The sequence below is a fragment of the Nocardia sp. NPDC050630 genome (assembly GCF_044457245.1).
Classification (GTDB): Bacteria; Actinomycetota; Actinomycetes; order Mycobacteriales; family Mycobacteriaceae; genus Nocardia.
In genome coordinates this window covers 491,321-511,173 of sequence record NZ_JBITGN010000001.1, presented here as the reverse complement: position 1 = coordinate 511,173, position 19,853 = coordinate 491,321, and the positions used below count along the sequence as shown (strand labels likewise).

Here is a 19,853-nt window from a genome sequence, read left to right as displayed (position 1 = left end):
CGCGAACATGGGCACACAGGGTGAACCAGAGGGCATCGGTACGCGGGTCGAGGTCGTGCGCGTTTTCACGGACCCGACCGGGCGGGGTGGCAACGAGCTCGGTATCGCTCGCGCCGCGGACGTCGCCGAGGCCGACCACCAAGCGCTGGCGGCGAAGGCGGGATTCAGCGAAACCGTCATCGTCGAGGACCCGGTCGACGAGATCGCCAAGGTGCGGATCTACACCCCCGCGGTGGAGCTGCCGTTCGCCGGGCATCCGTCGGTGGGTACCGCCTGGTGGTTCGCGGAGCAGGGCCAACCGGTGCGAATTCTGCAGGTGTCGGCGGGGCCCGTCGCCGTCGAACTCACCGATGGCATGGTCTGGATAACCGCACGCGGCGAATGGGCCCCGGACTTCACCTTTCATCAACTCGACGACCTCGACGAGCTGGCGAATCTGCGCCCCGACGATTTCGACAGTGGCTCGCACTACCTCTGGACCTGGACCGACGAGCACCGCGGCGCCCTGCGCTCGCGCATGTTCGCTCCCGCCATGGGCGTCACCGAGGACGAAGCCACCGGAGCCGCCGCCGTCGCCCTCACCGCATTACTGCGCCGCGGCCTGATCATCACCCAAGGCAAGGGCTCACAGCTCTTCACCGAATGGGACTCCGATGGCTGGGTTCGACTCGGCGGCCGCGTCGTCGCGGACTCGGTCGTCGACCTGTAGACCGCGAGTACCCGACGGGAAGTCCTCGGGCAGCTGACCAGGGCATCGAAACTCTTTTCGGATTGGGGGCGGCAACCCACCCCGGCGGCTGCGGATGGCGGTTGGAATCGGGGACGACTTCGGCGAGGCGGCGCAGCGGGCGACGAGCTGGTTGCGTTCGGTGGGCGTGAAAGCCTCACCAACTCGATGCGATCAATCACGATAGCGCCGAGGCCCTGTTCCCACGTCTCACAGCCTGATCGGACAACGACCCGAGCTTATTCGGAGGCAGCGGCGATCAGCATGTAGGCCGTGCCGAGGTCCATCACGATGTGCGGCACGAGCGCCGTTGTCAGTGCGCGGCCGATGAAAGAAGTCGACTGCTGCGAGTCGGTTCGGATGCCGATCGGGTGACCGAGCCAGCGTCGGCAACGGCCGGTACTCGCCGCGACGATCAACGCGAGTGCGTCGACGGCGAAGAACGCGGCCAGTGTCAGCGCCGGTCCCGGGGCTGGCCCATCAATGTGCATGCCCCCGCTATGTCCCGTCATCGAGTACAGCATGGTTGCCGCGACGGCGATATGATAGCCGAGGGCGAGCATCCGATCATCGGGTAGCGCACGAGTCGTATTGCGCCACTGCACAATTCGATCTGTCAGCAAGGCTGCGAATACGATGATGAGCGCGATCAGCACACCGCGCAACACGACCGGATCGGCTCCCATCGGAAAGACCAGCATCGCGAGCATGACCATGCACATGATCAGATGAGCGGCATCGGATTCGTGACATGCACCCGCATCAGGCGAACTCACTTGCAGCCGAACTGGTTCGACCCCGCTGACGTCAGCGGGCACCGCCAACCGCCCAACCACCACCGCAGCCGCGAACACAAACGCCACCACCACCGACCACCGCAAGGCGGCATACTCCTGCGCGAACTCCACCACACCCACCTCCCGACCCAAATCCTCGCCTCCATACTCGCACCCCTCCACCCCGTCCGCCCGCCCTTTCCCCACCAAGTGAACGAATGATCACGTGGCAACACAGGCGGCCCGAGCGCCCGGTTATGCGCCCGATCCGGAGGCCGTCAGGCCGGGAGCTCGCGTAGAACCCGTTTGAGTACCTTTCCGGTGGGGTTGCGCGGGAGTTCGTCGACGAACAGCACGTCGCGCGGGACCTTGAAGCGGGCCAGGTGCGTTTTCACGTGCTCACGCACCTCGTCTGCGGTGAGCGAATAGCCTTCGCGAACAACCACTACCGCACGAAGGCGCTGACCGTGGCGATCGTCCGGCACTCCGAATGCGCTGACCTCCGCCACTGCTGGATGCGCGGCGAGCAGTTCCTCCACCTCGCCCGGAAAGACGTTCTCGCCGCCGGAGACGATCATGTCATCGTCGCGTCCGTCGATGAAAAGCCTTCCAGCACTGTCGAAATGGCCGACATCACCGGTGGACATCAATCCTGCGATGCGCGCCTTGTCACCACCTCCGGTATAGCCCTCGAATTGGTAGTTGTTGCCGACGAAAATGCGTCCGGTAGTGCCGGTGCCTACTTCTCGATCGTTGTCGTCGAAGATCTTGACCGTGGTGCTGGGCACCGGCGAGCCGACACAGCCCGGCTCGACCGCCAAATCCGCTGGCGTGGCGATGGTCGCGTAGGCGACCTCGGTGGACCCGTACACGTTGTACACCACCGGCCCGAATGCCTCGGTCACCCGGACGCACAGGTCGGCGCCGAGCTGGGAGCCCGCGACGACGATGATCCGCAACCGCGAAAGGTCACGCCCGGCAAAGGCTTTCGGTCCGGCATCGACGAGCCGCCGCAACATCACCGGCACCGCGATCATCGCCGTGGCCCCGTGCCGGTCCAGGCTGTCCAGCACTGCTTCAGGATCGAAACGCCGACGGATCACCAGCGTGGACCCGAACCCGATGGCGAGTACCGCGTGTGCGAAGCCGAGCGTATGGAAAAGCGGCGCAGGGCATTCGGTGATTTCGCGGGCACGGAAGGGCACCTTTCCGAGAATGGCACCCAGCGGCGAGAGCGAGGTCGGCTCGCTGCCGCGCGGCGCACCTTTCGGGGTGCCGGTCGTCCCGCTGGTCAACAGGATGATGCGGGCTGGGGTGCGGGGCTTGCGCGGTGGCGTGCGGGCCGCGCCCGCGATGAGATTATCGATAGTGTCTACGCCTGGTTTATCGGCCCAGGCGCGGTAGCGGCCGCGGCGCGGTGTGAAATCGCCGAGCATACTGGCGTATTCGTCGTCGAAGATCAGCAGATCGGCGCCCTCGCGGGTCATTACTTCGCGCAGTTGCGGTGCCGCGAAGTCGGTATTGAGCAGGATGATTCGAGCACCGCATTTCGCGGCGGCGAAGACCGCGTAATGGAAGCCGCGATGGTTGCGTGCCAGGATCGCAACCCCCTCCCCGTCGCGCAGTCCGCGCGCCCGCCAAGCATGCGCGAGCGCGGTGCTGCGCTCGTCGAGTTCACGAAAGCTGACGCGACCGAGTTCATCGACGATGGCGGTGCGGTCGCGATAGCGCAGGGCGGCAACGGTTGTCAGGCCGCCGAGCAGCCCGGACCGCAGCACTGCGGCACCCATGAGGGCGAGTCGATCCGGCCGTTCAGGGGTCGCGAGCCCGGCACGAACCGTCAGGGCGGCGTAATAGGTCTCATCGGCAGCCCGACGCGCCGCCGCTGCGGCCAGCGCCCCGACCTTGTTCGCAAACTTCATGATTCGATCCTGACGCCTAATCCACCCAACCGCTCGCCGACCTGACCCCCTTCGGTCACAGCCGATTCGACCGCCGAGGCACAGCGTTCGACTCGTCCGCGCCTCTCGGCGATCAACACCGCGCCCGCTCGGCCAGCGACGGGGACAGGGCACCAGTGGAAGACGCGGATGTCGGATCGGAGCGGGTACTGCGCTGGGCAGCAGTCCCGACAAGCCGCCGAGCGCATCCTCGGGTACATCAATGAGTTCGTACGCTCCCGATATCCGCATTCGGCGCAGGCCTTCGGCTCGATCAGCGCACCACGCGACGCGAACTTCTCGAATATCGGCATCGTTGTCCACCTAGGTGAGGGCGAGTGCCCTCACAGTAAAGCGTCACCGGCGGGTTCGTCGAGTACCGACCCAGACAGCAGTGCCCACGCAGGCACCATCCATGATGGACGGATGTCCAGCGATATCGGCGAATGCCTTCCGCAGCCGACCGCACCGGCCGCCGGGCTCCGGATCGCCCTCGATGATCTGTCCGGTCCCGAGGTCGCTGCCCTGCTCGCCCAGCATCTGGCCGAGATGTATGAGAACTCGCCCGAAGACAGCGTGCACGCCCTGGACCTGGAGGCGCTCCGTCGAACCGACGTCACCTTCTGGAGCGCCTGGGAGGACGACGAACTCGCTGGTTGCGGCGCACTCAAACAACTCGACCCCACCCACGGCGAGATCAAGTCGATGCGCACCGCCACCGATCGCACCGGCCGCGGCATCGCCTCTGTCCTGCTCGACCACCTGATCACCGAGGCCCGCGCACGCAACTACCAGCGCCTGAGCCTGGAGACCGGGGCATCGGAGTACTTCGCCCCCGCGCAACGGCTCTACGCTCGCCACCGCTTCGAGATCTGCGCCCCCTTCGCCGACTACGTCGAGGATCCGCACAGCGTCTTCATGACGCGCACCCTCTGACGCCGCAAAAGCGACGAGCATTGTCGACCTTCGGCGCATGACTGGTCGGAGTACTTCGCCCCCGCGCAACGGCTCTACGCCCGCCACCGCTTCGAGATCTGCGCGCCGTTCGCCGACTACGTCGAGGATCCGCACAGCGTCTTCATGACGCGCACCCTCTGACGCCGCATACCCGACGAGCGTTGTCGACCTTCGGCGCATGGTTGCTCGGATTGGTGACGCGCATCCTCTGATGGCACGCATCAACGGACCTCGCTGACTTCGGTGCGCAGTCATGCGGATAGGCGACGTTCGGCGGACCGGTCACGCCGCGTTGATCGCGGTGATCAGCGTGCGATTGCCCGCCGTTCGCGTCGTGATGATCTGTGTGAAGGTCTGTGGCTGCTCGCCCGGCCGCTGCTGAGTCAGCTGGACCTCCCAATGTGCCTGCCCCGCATCGCTGCCCGCCCGAGTGATCTGCACGCAGTAGAGGGTGCCGATCGGTAGCTGGTTGATCCCGCGCTGGATCTGGTCGGCGGCAGGCACATTCGCGTCATTGTCGACTACGCCGCGCGCGGCGAATCCGGAACGCTGTACATAGTAGGCACGCTCGAATGCGAGGATCGCCGATGGCCCATCGCTGGTGCCGCCGGGATCGGTGCCGGAGATGACATCACCGGTGCGCCGCTGTTCGCAGCCCGGGGTGGCGATCGCCGACGGTTGGTCGCTCGGCGCCGTCGTTGCCTGGGCACGCCCGGCTGTTCCACCCAGGACGGCTTGGGTCGTCGCCGCGGCCGGTCGCTTGTGATCGCCGGAACCGCCGAAAACGAACATCAGCACCGAGACGACCGCCAACACCACACCGAGCACGATCAGCACTGCGACAACTCGGTTGCCGCCGCCGTTCGATTGGGGATCGCGACGACGCGGCGGATGCCGCAGTGCCGGACCGGGATTGCCACCGGACCGATCGATGATCGTCGGCACGACGGAATTGGTCTCGGCCGGTAGCTCAGCATCGGCGACTATCGCACGCGTGCGCGGCCGACTGCGCTCCGCCTCCGGAGGCGCCGTCGCGGGACGGCGCGGTTCGAGCCACTCCTGCCAATCCCCGGCCGGGCGAGGGCGGCGCGGCCGCTCGGCTGGATCGAGCGCATCGGCCAGCGGTGTCCGGCGTTGGCCCGAACCGCGGCGTCCGTTGGGGCGGCGGCGCCGCTTCGGGGTCGCAGCGGCGGGCCGGACCATGGGCAGCCCGGTATCGAACGGATTGCCCTGGTTCTGGCTCGATGAGCCGGAATCAGAGCTCGTCATCGTCGAATTCGCCGATCACCGCAGGCGGGACGGTCGCCAATACGGTCGGCACAGTGACACCGAGTTGACCGTCACGCGGTCGGCGGTCCTCATCGGATTGCGACGACGGCGGCATGGCCAGACCACCGGTGGTGCCGGGCTGATTCGTTGGTTCCGGACCAGACGGGCGCGATGGCGGCGTGTCCGCGCTCGTGGCCGGTGCCTGTGGCGCGGGAGCGGGTTTGGTCGCGGTCGGACCGTCCAGGCTCGGCGGGATCACCGAGTTGGTTCCGATATTCGGCGCGGGCTTGGACGACTGACCCGATCCACCGCCGAAGTCGATGACATTCGTTGGCTTGCTCGCGCTGTCACCGCCGGTGGGCGAATTCGTGGTGCTCCCAGGATGGATGAGTTCGGGAATCGCCTTGTCGATGGCCTTGTCAGCTGAGGCGGCCACAGTGTCCATGGCGTGCGTGCCGACTTCGGCGATCTTGTCGATGAGGTGGGTGCCGATATTGACCCCGGCATCGATGGCTGCGGTGCCGACCGAAACGCCCGCGTTGATCAGATACTGCTGCAACTGGAGCTGGGCCGCCTGCACCGGATCCAGTGGCGTCGTTGTCGTCACGCCCGCGGTGGTCGTGCCGTTCGTGATACCCGGCGCGACCGTCTGCTGGGCGGTGCCGACACCCTGCGGTGTGGTGACCGTGAGCGGTCCCATCGCATCCAGCCGCGCGGTGTGGCCGTCCATTTCCGACTGCGCCGTGCTGACCGCGGTGACCGCATCGCGCAGCGCCTGGGTCGCCCGCGCGATCACCGCATCGGTATCCGAGGATGCGCTGGCGGTACTCATGATCTGCTTGGCGTCGCGACGGAAGTCCGCGATGATCTGGTCCACCTTCCGCGCGGCGCGGGCGCTGGTGGCATGGGCATCGCCGAGCACCGACAGGTACTCGGGTCCGCGGTCGGTGATATCACCGATCTGAGTTTGCGTGGTGCGCAATGCCGGAACGGCATCGTCGGCGGCGCGGGAGGTCCAGGTCGATTCGAGGGCGTGCAGGCCCTCGCGGTGCGGGCCCTCGGCATCGGCGGCCTGTGTGGACGCGGCGGACAGCGCGTTGACGACGGACTGGTCCGGAGTCGCGACGCCGCTGCCGAGCGAGGCGCGCAATTGCAGCATCGGTTCGACCAGGGCCGCCACGATCGGCGGATCCACATTCGGATCGACAGACGTGCTCGCGGGAGCATCGGAGGCGTTGTTCGCCGGCCGCCGTCGAAGCAGTCGTCTCATGGCAGCGCCTCTCCTTGCCGGGCCAGAGCGCCCGCGGAATCGACATCGATACCCTGCATGTCCGCGCTGTAATCGCGCAGCACCTGCCCGTACGCGGCAACCAATTGTCCCGCGGTCGAGAGCGCCTGCACGTGTTCGTTCACCTTCTCGGTGAACCTGGCCACGAATCCGGCGCCGACCTGACCGAGGTCGGCGGCCAGCCGCTCGGGGTTCACCGCACCACCCGCGACCGCCGACGCCGAGGCAAGCTGTTGCGACACCGTATTCGCGATCGTGGTGTAGGCGGCCATCGCCGCCGGGTCGAGCTTCAGCGCGTCCACTGTTCCCCCTTAATACGGAAACCAATCTGTCGCGTCATATTTCGACACTCCGAGCGTACTTGGGACCCGAGCAATGCGCGCGTGGATCCTTTCGTTCCGCTGGAAGTCTATGCCGCCGGATCGATCGCTTATGCGGCGCCGGCCCGCTTCCATGGGCACCGAGGTAGAAAACGAAAATGATCACTTTCACCTAGTGCCGGTTCTATGCTTATCGGACGAAGTTGGTCCCATCACCACCCTGGCGATCCACGCCCAGGGTGCCGGCATCAGAGGGGTCAGAAGCGTGAAGAACAGCAGACGTTTTCGAAAGTTGTCGGTAAGATCCGTGGCGCTCATCGGTGCCGTTTCCGCTGGGCTGCTGATGGCGGGAACGGCACAGGCCGAACCATTGTGGCCCGGTGGTCCGGATATCGGTACACCGGCGATCATCCCACCGATTCCGCCGGCTCCCGTCTACGCACCGTGTGGCGAGACCGCGCGCATGTGCATGCGGCTATCGACGAACGAGGCCTGGCTGATGGACAACGGCAAGGTCACCTACGGTCCGACGCCGATCTCGCACGGACGACCCGGATATGAGACGCCGCCGGGCGTCTTCAAGGTCGCCTTCAAGCGGGAAGACTTCTGGAGCACCATGCACAACGCTCCGATGAAGTGGGCGGTCTTCTTCAACGGCGATATCGCCACCCACATCGGCCCCATCGAGGAGCAGTCGCACGGCTGCATCCGCATGACCCCGGAGGGCGCCGAAGCGACCTACCGCTATCTCAACCCTGGTGACGTGGTCGAAGTCGTACGCTGACACCGGATTTGCGCACGCGACGGGCCCGGGTGGATTCCGCCCGGGCCCGTCGCATACCTCGCGTGCCTCAATGTTCGCCGACGAGTTGCCGATCCGCGTCTTCGGCCATGACCGCCTCGCCGCGAGCGACCATGCCTGCCTCATCGGCGAGTTTCATATGGGGAATGAACAGGGCGAGTACGAAGGCGATTACCGCGCCCGGGATCAGGTACCAGAAGCCGGGGACCAACGCATCCACGTAGGCGCCGACGATGGCGTCGTGTAGCCCGTCCGGCAGATGCTTGACCACCGAGGGCACCAGTGCGCCCGGATCCAGTTTCGCGGCCGCGGCTTCAGGTCCGTGCGAGACGAAGACATCGGTGAGGCCCTCGGTCAGACGGTTGGTGAAGATGGAGCCGAAAATCGCTACACCCAGCGCGCCGCCCATTTCACGGAAGTAGTTGTTGGCGCTGGTGGCGGTGCCGATCTGGTCCGGGGCGACGGCATTCTGGACGACCAGCACGATGATTTGCATGATCAGGCCGAGGCCAGCACCCATGACGAACAGCATGGCGGAGACGACCCACATCGGGGTGTCCGCGTCCAAGCGGGTCAACCAGAGCATGTCCGCGAACATCAGGACCGCGCCGAGGGGTGGATAGAGTTTGTAGCGGCCGGTTTTGGTGATCATCGTCATCGAGGCGATCAGCGTGATCATCAGACCGACCATCATCGGAATCAGCAGCAGGCCCGAAACCGAAGCCGAAGCGCCCGTTGCCATTTGGAGATAGGTCGGGATGAAGGCGAGGGCGGCGAACATCACCAGGCCGACCACGAAGCCGATGGCGGAGGTCAGCACGAAAGTGCGATTGCGGAACAACCACAGCGGCAGCATCGGCTCCTCGGCGCGCGCCTCCACGAGCACGAAGGCCGCGACCACCACAACGAACGCCACCATCATGGTGACCATAACCGTTGAGTCCCAAGCATATTGCTTACCGCCCCAGTCGGTGATCAAGATCAGCAGCGTGGTCGCGGCCGACATCAACACCACACCGAGATAGTCCGGCCGGGTCTTGGGCCGGTGGCTGGGGATGCTCAGGTAGCGAAAGGCGATGAACAACGCGGCAACTCCGATCGGCACATTGATCCAGAAGCACCAGCGCCAGCCGAGATGATCGGCGAAGAAACCACCGAGCAGCGGCCCCGCGACCGAGGTGATGCCGAAGACCGCACCCATCGGGGCCATGTACTTGCCGCGATCCTTGGCGGGCACCACATCGGCGATGATGGCCTGCGCCAGAATCATCAGACCACCACCACCGACGCCCTGCAGGCCGCGGAAGGTGATGAACTCCCAGAAACTCGTCGACGCCGCGGCGCCGATGGAGGCTACGGTGAAGATGGTGATGGCGAACAGGAACGGCCAGCGCCGTCCGAAAAGATCGCCGAATTTGCCGTAGATCGGCATCATGATGGTGGTCGCGAGCAGATACGACGTTGCGGTCCAAGCCATATGGGAGATGCCGCCCAGATCGCCGACAATGGTCGGCATCGCGGTGCCGACGATGGTCTGGTCCAGGCTGGCCAGGAACATCCCCGCGATCAACGCGCCGAAGATGAGCCAGATCCGCTTCTGGGTCAGGATAATCGGCGCAGGTGGCGATTCGGCCGTGATGGTCATCTCTTCCGTCTCTCTTTCTTGCCGTCGTGCTGTTCGAACAGCCGCGCGGCCATTGCGCAGTGTTCGCGTACTGCCGCCGCCAGCGATACGGTCGGATCTCCGACCGTGGTCATCGCCGCCAGCGAGGTGATGTTCGTCACGAATCCCGCTGCCAGACCGGCGAATTCGGGAGAAACCACACTGCCGAGCCGAGCAGTGAGAAGGTCTGCGATAACGCTCTGCAAGCGAGCGCCCGAGGCGACGAAGGCCGCGAGTACCCGCGGCTCGGTCTTGATGATCTCGGTAACCAGCGCGATACCCTCGCGCACCTCGCTTTCGGATTCGAAGCCGTGCATGAACAACCAAGCGAGGTCGTCCATCAGCACGCCGCTCGGACCACCCGCGATGAACTGCTCGCGCAACCGCGGAGTGCCGATCTCGCCGATCGGCCCAACGACCGCATCCATTTTCGTCTCGTAGTAGTTGAAGAACGTGCGGGGCGAGACGCCGACCGCTCTGGCGATGTCCTCGACGGTCGTCGCGTCCAGTCCGCGCTCGACCGCAAGCCGTCGCGCGGCTAGACAGAGATCGAGCTCGGTCTGGCGTTTCTTCTGCTCCCGCAACCCGATCGGGCGCTCGTCCTTGGACATGTTCGCCAAAGTAGCACAAACTGCAATTTTTCAGAAACTGCAAGTTAAGGACATGGCTTGCGGCTGCTCCGGCCCCGCCCGGACACCTCGGGGCGAGACCTACTCGGAAGCGAATCACCAGCTACGCGCAACCTGAGCGACTCGTTTCCACGCGTCGGCCTCGATAATCGAGCCGGCCACAAGCTGATAGCATCCGCCTTCTGGCCGCGTGGCTGACGCGAAGTTCAACGCCAACGTGATACCCATACGCTATGACAGCGTCGGATGATTTCGATTTCGAAGCCATCTATCGAGGCACGGCCGGTCCTTTCGGGCCGGGCGTCAAACCGCCGTGGAGCATCGGGGAACCCCAACCCGAACTCGCCACGCTGATCGAGCAGGGCAGATTCCATGGCGATGTCCTCGATGTCGGATGCGGGGAGGCGGCGATCTCGCTGTATCTGGCCGAGCGGGGATACACCACGGTGGGGCTGGATCTATCGGCGACCGCGATCGAGCTGGCCCGCGCCGAGGCGTCCAGGCGTGGCCTGGCCAACGCCTCCTTCGAGGTCGCCGACATCACCTCCTTCACCGGCTACGACGGCCGCTTCGGCACCATCGTCGACAGCACGCTGTTCCATTCGATCCCGGTCGAGTCGCGCGAGGGATACCAGCAGTCGATCGTGCGCGCCGCCGCACCGGGTGCGTCGTATTTCGCGCTGGTGTTCGACCGGGCCGCCCTGCCCGAAGTGCCCGGACCCGGCCCGGCGCCGGTCACCGCCGACGAGCTCCGGGCGGCGGTGCAGAAGTACTGGACGATCGATGAGATCAGGCCCGCACGAATCCATGGCAACCTGCCCACGGGCGACGTCGAGTCGCCCACGGGCGGCCCGACGTTCCGGTTCGAGGGCATCCGCGACGAACCCAGTGGCCTCAAGTCGGTTCCGGCCTGGCTGCTGTGCGCTCGGCTGGACTGATCCGCCACAAGCCATGTCGCGGGCTGCTTTGTCCGGCGCGACCCACGCGTCATTGCATCGACATCGAGGGCTCAGCCCAGGGCACGGGTGAAGCCCTCGACGAGTTCATCGACTTGGGTGTCGGTCATGACAAATGACGGGGAGATCTGCATGGCACCCTGACCCGCCGCGCGTCCGGAAATGCCATGGGCGCGTATAGTTTTCACGAACAGCAGAGCTTCGGCGGGGTCGGCGAGTTGGATGGCGGCGACGGCGCCGAGACCGCTGCGGACCTCGGCGACGCGGGGATGCTCCGCGAGGGGTGCGAGCTTCTCGTCGAGGGCAGACTCCAGGCGCTTCGCTGCGTCGAGGAGGTTTTCGCGTTCGATGATGGCGAGGTTCGCCAGGGCTGCTGCGGCGGCGCCGGCGTGGCCGCCGTAGGTGTAGCCGTGGCGCCACCAGACGCCGCCGCGGAAAAAGGGGTCGGCGATGTGTGGGGCGATGAAGACCGCACCCATCGGGATATAGCCGGATGTGAGGCCCTTGGCGGTGGTCATGAGGTCGGGTTCGAGCTCGAAACGTGTTGCGGCGAACCAGGATCCGCCGATGCGGCCGAAACCGGTGACGACCTCGTCGATGACGAAGAGGATATCGTGATCGCGGCAGATGCGACGGACCTCGGTGAGGTAGCCGTCCGGCGGCAGGTAGATTCCGCCCGCGCCGATAATGGGTTCGCAGAAAAAGGCCGCGATGCGCTCCGCGCCGATCTCCTCGATGAGCGCGAGCAACGCTTTCGCATCGTCGCATTCGACGGTGCGGGCATCGGCCATCAGCTCGCCGTAGCCCTCGCGGTTGACCGCAATCCCCGCCAGAGCCGTTCCCGCGATATGCATTCCGTGATACGCGCGCTGTCTTCCGACCACGATGGTCTTATCCGGCCGCCCCAGCTCGTGCCAGTAGCGACGGGCGAGCTTGGCCGCGGTATCCACCGAATCCGAGCCGCCGGAGGTGAAGAAGATCTTGCTGCCCGGCACCGGTGCGATGCTCGCCAACTTCTCCGCCAACTCCTGGGTGGCGGGTTCGGCGAAATCACCGAAATTCGAATAGTGCGCGACCGTGCGCAGTTGTGCGGCGACGGCATCGGCGATCTCGGCGCGTCCGTGCCCGACATTGGTGAACCACAGCCCGGCCGTCGCGTCCAGATACCTGGTGCCCGCCTGGTCGTAGATGTAGGCCCCCTCGCCACGCGCCACGACGAATGCGCCGTCGCGTTCCACGGCACCCATGTCGGCGAAACCATGCCATAGCGCGCCCATATCAACCACCTCTATTCGACAACTATCTCACTTCGCTCCCCCGGCTGGCCCGGCACCGTGCCGACGGCTGCACGGCGCACCGAGCCCGGCCACCGCGACGGCGAGCAGCGCGAATCCGATGACCAGGACCACCAGGCCCATCGTCGTCGACACATAATCCTGATGCCGTGGATCGAGGAACGGATACCAGTCGACGATCCGGCCACGAATGAGGATGTATGCACCGTAGCCGAGCGGGTAGACCCGCTAGCCCGCGATCAGTCGCCCGGAAATAGCTCAGCGCGACCGGCGCCAGCACCTAGTCCACGATCATCACCATAGGCATGATGCGCTGCACCACCGTAGCCACCCACCCCGGTCCGTCTCGCACGCAGATGTGCGCCAGCAGTACCGCGTAAGGTCAGGGAGCACGCGATCAGCGACACTGTGACGCCGAGCACAGAGGATTCGATGGCCGCACGTCAGCAACAGTGTCGGCGGCCGCACCGCCGGTGTGCTCACCGGATGCCCACGCCCGAGTCGGATTCGACGCGCCGGTTTCGCTACCCTGGTGAACGCAATGACCAGGACAGCCAACGCGAATCTCCGCGAGCTTCGGACCCGCCTGGCCGCCGTAACCCTCCGCGATGAACACCGGTTGCGCCGCAACCTGGACCGGGCCCGCGGCGGCGATCTCACCGGTATCACGGCCGAGATCGCGGCGGCCGAGCAGCGCGTCGAGGCCCGCCGTGCCGCGGTACCCGTAATCCGCTATCCGGAGCAGCTACCCGTCTCCGCACGCCGCGACGATATCGCCAAGGCGATCCTGGACAACCAAGTCGTCATCGTCGCCGGTGAGACCGGATCGGGTAAGACCACCCAGATTCCGAAGATCTGCCTGGAACTGGGCCGTGGCATCCGCGGCACGATCGGGCACACCCAGCCACGCCGGCTGGCCGCGCGCACCGTCGCCGAGCGCATCGCCGAGGAGTTGGGCACCGAACTGGGCGATGTCGTCGGCTACACCGTGCGTTTCACCGATCAGGCCTCCGATCGCACCCTGGTCAAGCTGATGACCGACGGCATTCTGCTCGCCGAAATCCAGCGCGACCGGCTGCTGCGCCGCTACGACACGATCATCATCGACGAGGCGCACGAACGCAGCCTCAATATCGACTTCCTGCTCGGCTACCTGAAGCAATTGCTGCCGCGCCGACCGGACCTCAAGGTGATCATCACCTCCGCGACCATCGATCCGGAATTGTTCGCCCGCCACTTCGCTGACGAATCGGGCACTCCCGCACCGATTGTCGAAGTGTCCGGCCGCTCCTATCCGGTCGAAATCCGATACCGGCCGCTATCGCTCGAGCTACCCGTCGCCGCCGATGACGATGATGAGGACACCCGGATCGCGGACCGCGACCCGGTGGACGCCATCGGTGAGGCGGTGCGCGAACTCTTCGCCGAGGGCGACGGCGACGTGCTGGTCTTCCTATCCGGCGAACGCGAGATCCGCGATGCCGCGGATGCGTTGCGCGACTTGCGGATTCCACGCACCGAGATCCTGCCGCTCTACGCGCGCCTGTCCACCGCCGAACAGCATCGTGTCTTCGCGCCGCATCCGGGGCGACGAGTCGTGCTGGCCACCAATGTCGCCGAGACCTCGCTGACCGTCCCCGGCATCCGCTACGTCATCGATCCCGGCACCGCCCGCATCTCCCGCTATTCGATGCGCACCAAGGTGCAGCGCCTGCCTATCGAAGAGGTCTCGCAGGCCTCGGCCCGCCAGCGCGCTGGCCGCTGCGGCCGCGTCGCCGATGGCATCTGCATTCGCCTGTACTCCGAGCAAGACTTCGAAGCCCGCCCTGCCTTCACCGAACCGGAGATCCTGCGGACCAATCTGGCCGCCGTCATCCTGCAGATGACCGCGCTCGGACTCGGCGATATCGAGAAGTTCCCCTTCGTGGAGGCGCCCGACCGCAGGGCCATTCGCGACGGTGTCGCGCTGCTGGAGGAATTGGGTGCGCTCGCTCCGCGCGCGACGGCGAAACCGGCTCGGCAGCAGGCTGATTCGACAATCCCCTCGGACCAGCCGACCGACGGCACCGCGCCCGAAAGAGGCCGAGCGGAAAAGGTGTCCGACGCGACGCTGACGCTCACCCCCACCGGGCGTGAAATGGCGCAGATACCGGTGGATCCGCGAATGGCGCGCATGCTGGTCGAAGCCCACCGCAACGGCGTGCTCGCCGATGTGCTGATCATCGTCGCGGCGCTGTCCATTCAGGATGTACGCGAACGTCCAGCGGAGCATCAGCAAGCCGCGGACACCAAACACGCCCGCTTCGTGGTCGAGGGTTCGGATTTCCTGGCCTACCTGCGGTTGTGGGAGTATCTGACCGAACAGCGCAAGTCGCTGTCGTCCAATCAGTTCCGACGTATGTGCCGCGACGAGTTCCTGCACTATCTGCGGATCCGGGAGTGGCAGGATCTGCACGGGCAGTTGCGGACCATCACTCGTGGGCTCGGCTGGACGGTGCAGGGCGACGGCTCGGAAAGCGATTCGCGCCGTGGGCGATCCGCTGCGGACAGTCGCAATTCGGATGGTGGACAGCGCAAGAGGCATGACGCCGATTCGGCGCGCGCGGACTCGGGCGGCGCGGACTCGTCTCGCACGAAGGCGAACCGCCGTGGCCGCGCGCGCGACAACACCACCGCTTCGCAACTCCAGGCCGCCGAGGCACTCGAAAACGATGGCACCCCGTGGGATTCGACCGCCATACACCAGGCACTGCTGGCGGGCATGCTGTCCCACATCGGTGTCCGCGAGGCAGAGACCCGCGAATTCCTCGGTGCACGCAATGCCAAATTCATGATCTTCCCCGGGTCCTCGCTGGCGAAGAAGCCGCCCCGCTGGGTAATGGCGGCCGAACTGGTCGAGACCTCCCGGCTCTGGGGCCGGATGGCAGCCCGAGTGGAGCCGGAGTGGGCCGAGCGGCTGGCCGGAGATCTGGTGAAACGCACCTACTCCGAACCACATTGGTCGTCCAAACGTGGCGCAGCACGCGCGTACGAGCGGGTCACGCTGTACGGCGTACCGCTAGTGGTCAGCCGCGCGGTGGACTACGGCCGGATCGATCCAGAACTGTCGCGCGAGCTGTTCATCCGGCATGCCCTCGTACAGGGCGAGTGGCAGACCCGCCACGAGTTCTTCCACCGCAATCGCGAACTGCTCGATGATGTCGCCGATTTGGAGCACCGCGCACGTCGCCGCGACATCCTCGTCGACGACGAGGTGCTGTTCGAGTTCTACGACAAGCGCGTCCCCGCCGATATCGTTTCGGTGCGTCACTTCGACAGTTGGTGGCGCACCGCGAAGCGCAAAGATCCCGCGCTGCTCGACTTCTCGACCGATACCGTGGTCAATGAAGCCGCGGCGACGCTCGACCCGACCGACTTTCCGGACGCCTGGCGCCAAGGCGAGTTGAGCTTCCCACTCACCTACCAATTCGAGCCCGGCAACGATGATGACGGCGTCACCGTGCGGATCCCGGTCGAGCAGTTGGCGCATGTGCGCGCCGTCGGCTTCGACTGGCTGGTGCCCGGTATGCGTGACGAGCTGGCCACCGCGCTGATCAAGACGCTGCCGAAGGCCCTGCGCCGCACCGTCGTTCCCGCACCGGACTTCGCCGCCGCCGCACTCGCCGCGCTCACTCCACGCGCCGAACCCCTGCGCATCGGCCTTGCCAGGGAACTGTCGCGACTCGGTGCGGTCAGCATCGCGCCGAGCGATCTCGACCCCGCCGCGCTGCCGGACCATCTGCGCATAACCTTCGCTGCTATTGATGCCGAAGGCCGAGTGCTGGCGCGTGGGAAGAACCTCGCCCAGTTGAAAACCAAGCTTTCCGAGCAGGTGTCGGCCTCGGTCGCCCGTGCCACCGCGGGTGCGGAACGTGCGCCCGCCACCGTGTGGACCTCGGAATCGCTGGGAACGGTCGAGCCGACGGTACGCAGCGAAGTGGCCGGACAGACGGTCACCGGTTACCCGGCGCTGGTCCCTGAGGGTGATGGTGTCGCGGTGCGCGTGCTGAGCTCCCCCGCGGCGCAGGCCGCCGCTATGCGGGTCGGCACGCGCACACTGGTGTTGAGCGCGATTCCCACCTCGGTCCGCACCGTCACCGCCAGCCTGCCACCGCGGGAACGGCTTGCGCTGAGCCAGAATCCGTACGGTTCGCTCGACGCGCTCATCGAGGATTGCCGCGCCGCGGCCGCGGACGAATTGATCGCCGCCGCCGGTGGGCCGGTGCGCAGTCCGCAGCAGTTCGAAGCCTTGGTCTCGAAGATCCGCCCCGACTTCGTCTCCGCTGTGGCCCGCATCGTGCGGTTGGTGGTGCCGGTGTTGGCCGGGGCGCACCAGGTTGCGTCCGCACTCGCCGATACCTCCGAACGCGATATCGCCGACGATGTCCGCCACCAACTCGACGAACTGATCTTCGCCGGTTTCATCTCGGAGTGGGGCGGCGCTCGCCTGCGCGAACTACCCCGCTACCTGGAGGCCGCCCGAATCCGCCTGGAGTCGCTACCCGGCTCCGCGGTGCGCGACCGACAGGGCATGATCGAAATCGACCGCGCCCTCGCCGCATACGACCGCCTCGTCAATGCCCTGCCCGACGCACGCAAGCACGCGCCCGATGTCACCGAAATCTGGTGGATGATCGAGGAATTGCGCGTCAGCCTGTTCGCCCAGAGACTCGGCACCCCGTACCCGGTCTCCACCAAGCGCATCGAAAAGGCCATCGCCGCCATCCGCCGCTGATGCCACGGCTGCTACCAGCGTGCCCGATCGACAAGGTTGCCCATTGCGATGCCGTCGATCTCGGCGCCGACACGCACCACGGTGCCGACCGGGCGCAGCCTGCACCCGATTTACACCGTCTCTTTCCGAGGCACCGGCTGCGCTCGCAACGGTAGTTCTGGGGGCGCGACCGAGCCCAGATCCGGCGATACAGTCGCCGGACATGGTGGCGCGCAAGAACATTGCGGCCGCCGACAGTACCGCACCGCGTCGGTTCGGCAGTCCGACGTGAATTCTGGAAAGAGGTATTCGCCCATACGGAAATTCCTCGCGCCGATCCTCGCCGCCGGTGCGGTCGCGCTCGCACCGGTGGCGACCGCTTCGGCAGACATACCGATACAGCCCACACCGGTGCACGCCGATACCGACGTGTTGCGGCAGTTGGTTCGGCTGCTCGATACCGGTTCGGTCAGCATCTGCCCCGGGCAGGCGATGGGCAGCTTCGGCTGCTCGTGTCCGCCGGGGATCTGTCTCTGACAGCCCGATCAGTCGGCGGAGGCCGCGACCGTCGCTTCCTCGCGATGCTTGCGCAGGTGGGCGATTTCGCGTTCGAAGTCGTCGGCGGAGGTGAAGGAGCGGTAGACCGAGGCGAAACGCAGGTAGGCCACCTCGTCCAGATCCCGCAGCGGGCCGAGGATGGCCAGGCCGACCTCATGGCTGGGCACCTCGGGCGAACCCTTCGCACGCACCGCGTCCTCCACCTGCTGGGCCAGCAGGTTCAGCGCGTCTTCGGCGACCTCGCGACCCTGGCAGGCGCGCCGCACGCCGCGAATCACCTTTTCCCGGGAGAACGGCTCGGTGACGCCGCTGCGCTTGACCACGGATAGGATCGCGGTCTCTACGGTGGTGAATCGTCTCCCACACTGCGGGCAGGAGCGCCGACGGCGGATGGCCGCGCCTTCCTCGGCCTCACGCGAGTCGACGACCCGCGAGTCGGGGTGTCGGCAGTAGGGACAATGCATCCGAGAGATCCTTCGTCGATGCGCGCGCCCGCGTCCGAATCGGCTCCGGTTCGCCAGTCCCGATCCGGCGAGCACGTGTACAGGGGTCTAGACCGATACGTCCATATCAGGTCCAGGATACCCGGGAGGGGTCACCAACCGTCTCATACGTCCCAACTACCCCGTCGATCGACACTCAGCCGAGTTGCCATTGCGTCGTCAGATCGGCGATCAGATCCGGAATGCGCGCGATCATCCGGCCGTGTGCGAGCTTGCTCCAGAAGGATTCACCGAGCACCACCTCGGCGAACGGCCGATTGCTCTCCATATCGATATGGCGCAGCACCAGATCGCCGGTGATGTAGGTCCAGCGGGCATCGCGATCGGCCCAGTTGAAGTCCGGCAGCGGGGTGCGCAGTGAAACGGTGTGTCCCGCGATATCCGCGCTGACGGTGGCGGGGGCGAAAACACCGGGTGCGCGGACGCCGGGGACGGCGGGCTTACCCGCCACCGTGCTCACGTAGGTCATGACCCGCCCCATCGAGCCGCGCCCCGCCGAGGTGAGGTCCCACTGGTCGGCGATGACGCGGTTCTGCTCACGATCGGTCATGCGGATGAGCGCGTCCACATATCCGTCGCGGGTATGCGAATCGATCGATTGCCAGGCGGTGCGGATATCGGCATCGATTACCCCGGCCGCATACATTTCGTCGATTCCGGCCATCCTGAGCGCGGCATACGCCTCGTGCATCGGGACCAGATCGGTGAATATGTGCTTCTGCATGATCATCAGCCGAGTCTGATACCAGGCGACATCTTCGGCGCTCAACCGCGAACCCTCGGTGGCGAGCAGCCGGATATCGGCGGGCACCCTGGCCACCAATTCCGGTGGGGTGCCGCGCAACAGGTCGGCGACCGCATCGCCGAGCTGATGGATTCCGGGCACGTCGAGCACCATGCCGACATCGCTGAGATCGAAGAAACCCGAGGCGAAGGAGCCGCCCGCGATTCCGGCCAGGCCCGCCCACCAGTACTCCTGATGCTGATTCGCCAGCCGGAAGTAGTTGACGTACACCTGACTGAAGGTGCGCTGGTTGGCACGCACGCCGAGCGCCGGATCCCAGGCCGCGAGATCAATATCGGCATTGCGGGTCGAGACCACCAGCCAATACTGGTGCAGCAGTGTGGCGTAGCGGTTCGGTGCCACCCCGTCGCCTCTGGCTTCGTCGAGCGCCGCACGCAACGTCGACTCATCCAGGGGCAGCGCGGGATTCAATCCGCCTCCACCGGCACCGTCCCCGTTGAGGGCGGGTAGATCTAGATACGCCTCGTACGCGGGTGCCGCCTGGGCGGCCGGAATCATGGTGAGCGCGAAGATAAGACAGGCCAGCAGCCCGGCGATCCGGGCGAGTAGACGGACAGCGTGTGCAGCGGTGGAGCGATGCGTCATTGCGGGTGTCCCGAAATCGTTCGTCGG

At 66.0% G+C, this 19,853-nt stretch carries 16 protein-coding genes and 1 pseudogene; 6 read left to right on the top strand and 11 right to left on the bottom strand.

From position 1 onward, the window contains the following. Window positions 1-7: 7 nt before the first annotated feature. Window positions 8-709 carry a PhzF family phenazine biosynthesis protein gene (locus ACIBG0_RS02185; protein ID WP_397028432.1) on the top strand — a complete coding sequence of 234 codons (702 nt, stop codon included), beginning with the start codon at window positions 8-10 and terminating at the stop codon, window positions 707-709. Window positions 710-966: 257 nt separating this feature from the next. Here the strand turns inward: ACIBG0_RS02185 and ACIBG0_RS02180 are convergent, their stop codons facing one another. After that, window positions 967-1,656, bottom strand: a complete 690-nt coding sequence (locus ACIBG0_RS02180) for a DUF5134 domain-containing protein (RefSeq protein ID WP_397028430.1) — start codon at window positions 1,654-1,656, stop codon at window positions 967-969. A gap of 125 nt (window positions 1,657-1,781) precedes the next feature. After that, complete coding sequence (locus tag ACIBG0_RS02175) at window positions 1,782-3,425, bottom strand: acyl-CoA synthetase (protein WP_397028428.1); 1,644 nt, start codon at window positions 3,423-3,425, stop codon at window positions 1,782-1,784. Window positions 3,426-3,869: 444 nt separating this feature from the next. On the opposite strand from ACIBG0_RS02175, the gene ACIBG0_RS02170 reads away from it, so the two are divergent. Continuing rightward, the gene (locus tag ACIBG0_RS02170) at window positions 3,870-4,379 is read left to right on the top strand and encodes a GNAT family N-acetyltransferase (RefSeq protein WP_397028427.1); all 510 of its coding nucleotides are present in this window, start codon (window positions 3,870-3,872) and stop codon (window positions 4,377-4,379) included. 303 nt (window positions 4,380-4,682) lie between these two features. Here ACIBG0_RS02170 and ACIBG0_RS02165 read toward each other — a convergent pair whose 3' ends face one another. The 3 genes from ACIBG0_RS02165 to ACIBG0_RS02155 are packed head-to-tail and all read right to left on the bottom strand — an operon-like array spanning window position 4,683 to window position 7,259. Further along, window positions 4,683-5,669 (bottom strand): hypothetical protein, encoded by a 987-nt coding sequence (locus ACIBG0_RS02165; RefSeq protein WP_397028426.1) that lies wholly within the window; start codon window positions 5,667-5,669, stop codon window positions 4,683-4,685. Next, the gene (locus ACIBG0_RS02160; protein WP_397028424.1) at window positions 5,656-6,939 is read right to left on the bottom strand and encodes a hypothetical protein; all 1,284 of its coding nucleotides are present in this window, start codon (window positions 6,937-6,939) and stop codon (window positions 5,656-5,658) included. The genes ACIBG0_RS02165 and ACIBG0_RS02160 overlap by 14 nt, the downstream gene beginning before the upstream one ends. Then, window positions 6,936-7,259: a hypothetical protein gene (locus ACIBG0_RS02155; RefSeq protein ID WP_397028422.1), complete on the bottom strand. Its 324-nt coding sequence runs from the start codon at window positions 7,257-7,259 to the stop codon at window positions 6,936-6,938. The genes ACIBG0_RS02160 and ACIBG0_RS02155 overlap by 4 nt, the downstream gene beginning before the upstream one ends. Before the next feature lie 325 nt (window positions 7,260-7,584). On the opposite strand from ACIBG0_RS02155, the gene ACIBG0_RS02150 reads away from it, so the two are divergent. Further along, entirely contained in the window at window positions 7,585-8,061 is a 477-nt protein-coding gene (locus ACIBG0_RS02150) for a L,D-transpeptidase (RefSeq protein WP_397028420.1), read from the top strand. Between the two features lie 67 nt (window positions 8,062-8,128). Here ACIBG0_RS02150 and ACIBG0_RS02145 read toward each other — a convergent pair whose 3' ends face one another. Then, a complete protein-coding gene (locus tag ACIBG0_RS02145) occupies window positions 8,129-9,724 on the bottom strand; it encodes an MDR family MFS transporter (RefSeq protein WP_397028418.1) in 1,596 nt (531 codons plus the stop codon). Further along, complete coding sequence (locus ACIBG0_RS02140; RefSeq protein WP_397028417.1) at window positions 9,721-10,353, bottom strand: TetR/AcrR family transcriptional regulator; 633 nt, start codon at window positions 10,351-10,353, stop codon at window positions 9,721-9,723. The genes ACIBG0_RS02145 and ACIBG0_RS02140 overlap by 4 nt, the downstream gene beginning before the upstream one ends. A gap of 251 nt (window positions 10,354-10,604) precedes the next feature. On the opposite strand from ACIBG0_RS02140, the gene ACIBG0_RS02135 reads away from it, so the two are divergent. Next, on the top strand, window positions 10,605-11,309 hold the full coding sequence (locus tag ACIBG0_RS02135; protein ID WP_397028416.1) for a class I SAM-dependent methyltransferase: 705 nt from the start codon (window positions 10,605-10,607) through the stop codon (window positions 11,307-11,309). A 71-nt stretch (window positions 11,310-11,380) separates the two neighbouring features. On the opposite strand, the gene ACIBG0_RS02130 is transcribed toward ACIBG0_RS02135, so the two are convergent. Further along, window positions 11,381-12,604: an aspartate aminotransferase family protein gene (locus ACIBG0_RS02130; protein ID WP_397028414.1), complete on the bottom strand. Its 1,224-nt coding sequence runs from the start codon at window positions 12,602-12,604 to the stop codon at window positions 11,381-11,383. Window positions 12,605-12,631: 27 nt separating this feature from the next. Beyond that, window positions 12,632-12,835 (bottom strand): annotated as a pseudogene (locus ACIBG0_RS02125) (hypothetical protein); the annotation flags it as partial. A gap of 328 nt (window positions 12,836-13,163) precedes the next feature. On the opposite strand from ACIBG0_RS02125, the gene hrpA reads away from it, so the two are divergent. Both hrpA and ACIBG0_RS02115 read left to right on the top strand, forming a co-directional pair. Further along, window positions 13,164-17,396, top strand: coding sequence for an ATP-dependent RNA helicase HrpA (gene hrpA / locus ACIBG0_RS02120; RefSeq protein WP_397028413.1), 4,233 nt, complete (start codon window positions 13,164-13,166; stop codon window positions 17,394-17,396). Window positions 17,397-17,663: 267 nt separating this feature from the next. Beyond that, entirely contained in the window at window positions 17,664-17,912 is a 249-nt protein-coding gene (locus tag ACIBG0_RS02115) for a hypothetical protein (RefSeq protein ID WP_397028411.1), read from the top strand. Window positions 17,913-17,920: 8 nt separating this feature from the next. Here the strand turns inward: ACIBG0_RS02115 and nrdR are convergent, their stop codons facing one another. Both nrdR and ACIBG0_RS02105 read right to left on the bottom strand, forming a co-directional pair. Beyond that, the gene (nrdR, locus tag ACIBG0_RS02110) at window positions 17,921-18,397 is read right to left on the bottom strand and encodes a transcriptional regulator NrdR (RefSeq protein ID WP_397028410.1); all 477 of its coding nucleotides are present in this window, start codon (window positions 18,395-18,397) and stop codon (window positions 17,921-17,923) included. Window positions 18,398-18,572: 175 nt separating this feature from the next. Continuing rightward, entirely contained in the window at window positions 18,573-19,826 is a 1,254-nt protein-coding gene (locus ACIBG0_RS02105) for a hypothetical protein (protein ID WP_397028409.1), read from the bottom strand. Between the last annotated feature and the right edge of the window lie 27 nt (window positions 19,827-19,853).

Bases quoted from the DNA above. Each gene is read 5' to 3' on its own strand.
- ACIBG0_RS02140 (WP_397028417.1), bottom strand. From the start codon at position 10,353: ATGTCCAAGGACGAGCGCCCGATCGGGTTGCGGGAGCAGAAGAAACGC.
- ACIBG0_RS02185 (WP_397028432.1), top strand. From the start codon at position 8: ATGGGCACACAGGGTGAACCAGAGGGCATCGGTACGCGGGTCGAGGTC.
- ACIBG0_RS02160 (WP_397028424.1), bottom strand. From the start codon at position 6,939: ATGAGACGACTGCTTCGACGGCGGCCGGCGAACAACGCCTCCGATGCT.
- ACIBG0_RS02145 (WP_397028418.1), bottom strand. From the start codon at position 9,724: ATGACCATCACGGCCGAATCGCCACCTGCGCCGATTATCCTGACCCAG.
- ACIBG0_RS02165 (WP_397028426.1), bottom strand. From the start codon at position 5,669: ATGACGAGCTCTGATTCCGGCTCATCGAGCCAGAACCAGGGCAATCCG.
- ACIBG0_RS02170 (WP_397028427.1), top strand. From the start codon at position 3,870: ATGTCCAGCGATATCGGCGAATGCCTTCCGCAGCCGACCGCACCGGCC.
- ACIBG0_RS02130 (WP_397028414.1), bottom strand. From the start codon at position 12,604: ATGGGCGCGCTATGGCATGGTTTCGCCGACATGGGTGCCGTGGAACGC.
- ACIBG0_RS02135 (WP_397028416.1), top strand. From the start codon at position 10,605: ATGACAGCGTCGGATGATTTCGATTTCGAAGCCATCTATCGAGGCACG.
- ACIBG0_RS02175 (WP_397028428.1), bottom strand. From the start codon at position 3,425: ATGAAGTTTGCGAACAAGGTCGGGGCGCTGGCCGCAGCGGCGGCGCGT.
- nrdR (WP_397028410.1), bottom strand. From the start codon at position 18,397: ATGCATTGTCCCTACTGCCGACACCCCGACTCGCGGGTCGTCGACTCG.
- ACIBG0_RS02105 (WP_397028409.1), bottom strand. From the start codon at position 19,826: ATGACGCATCGCTCCACCGCTGCACACGCTGTCCGTCTACTCGCCCGG.
- hrpA (WP_397028413.1), top strand. From the start codon at position 13,164: ATGACCAGGACAGCCAACGCGAATCTCCGCGAGCTTCGGACCCGCCTG.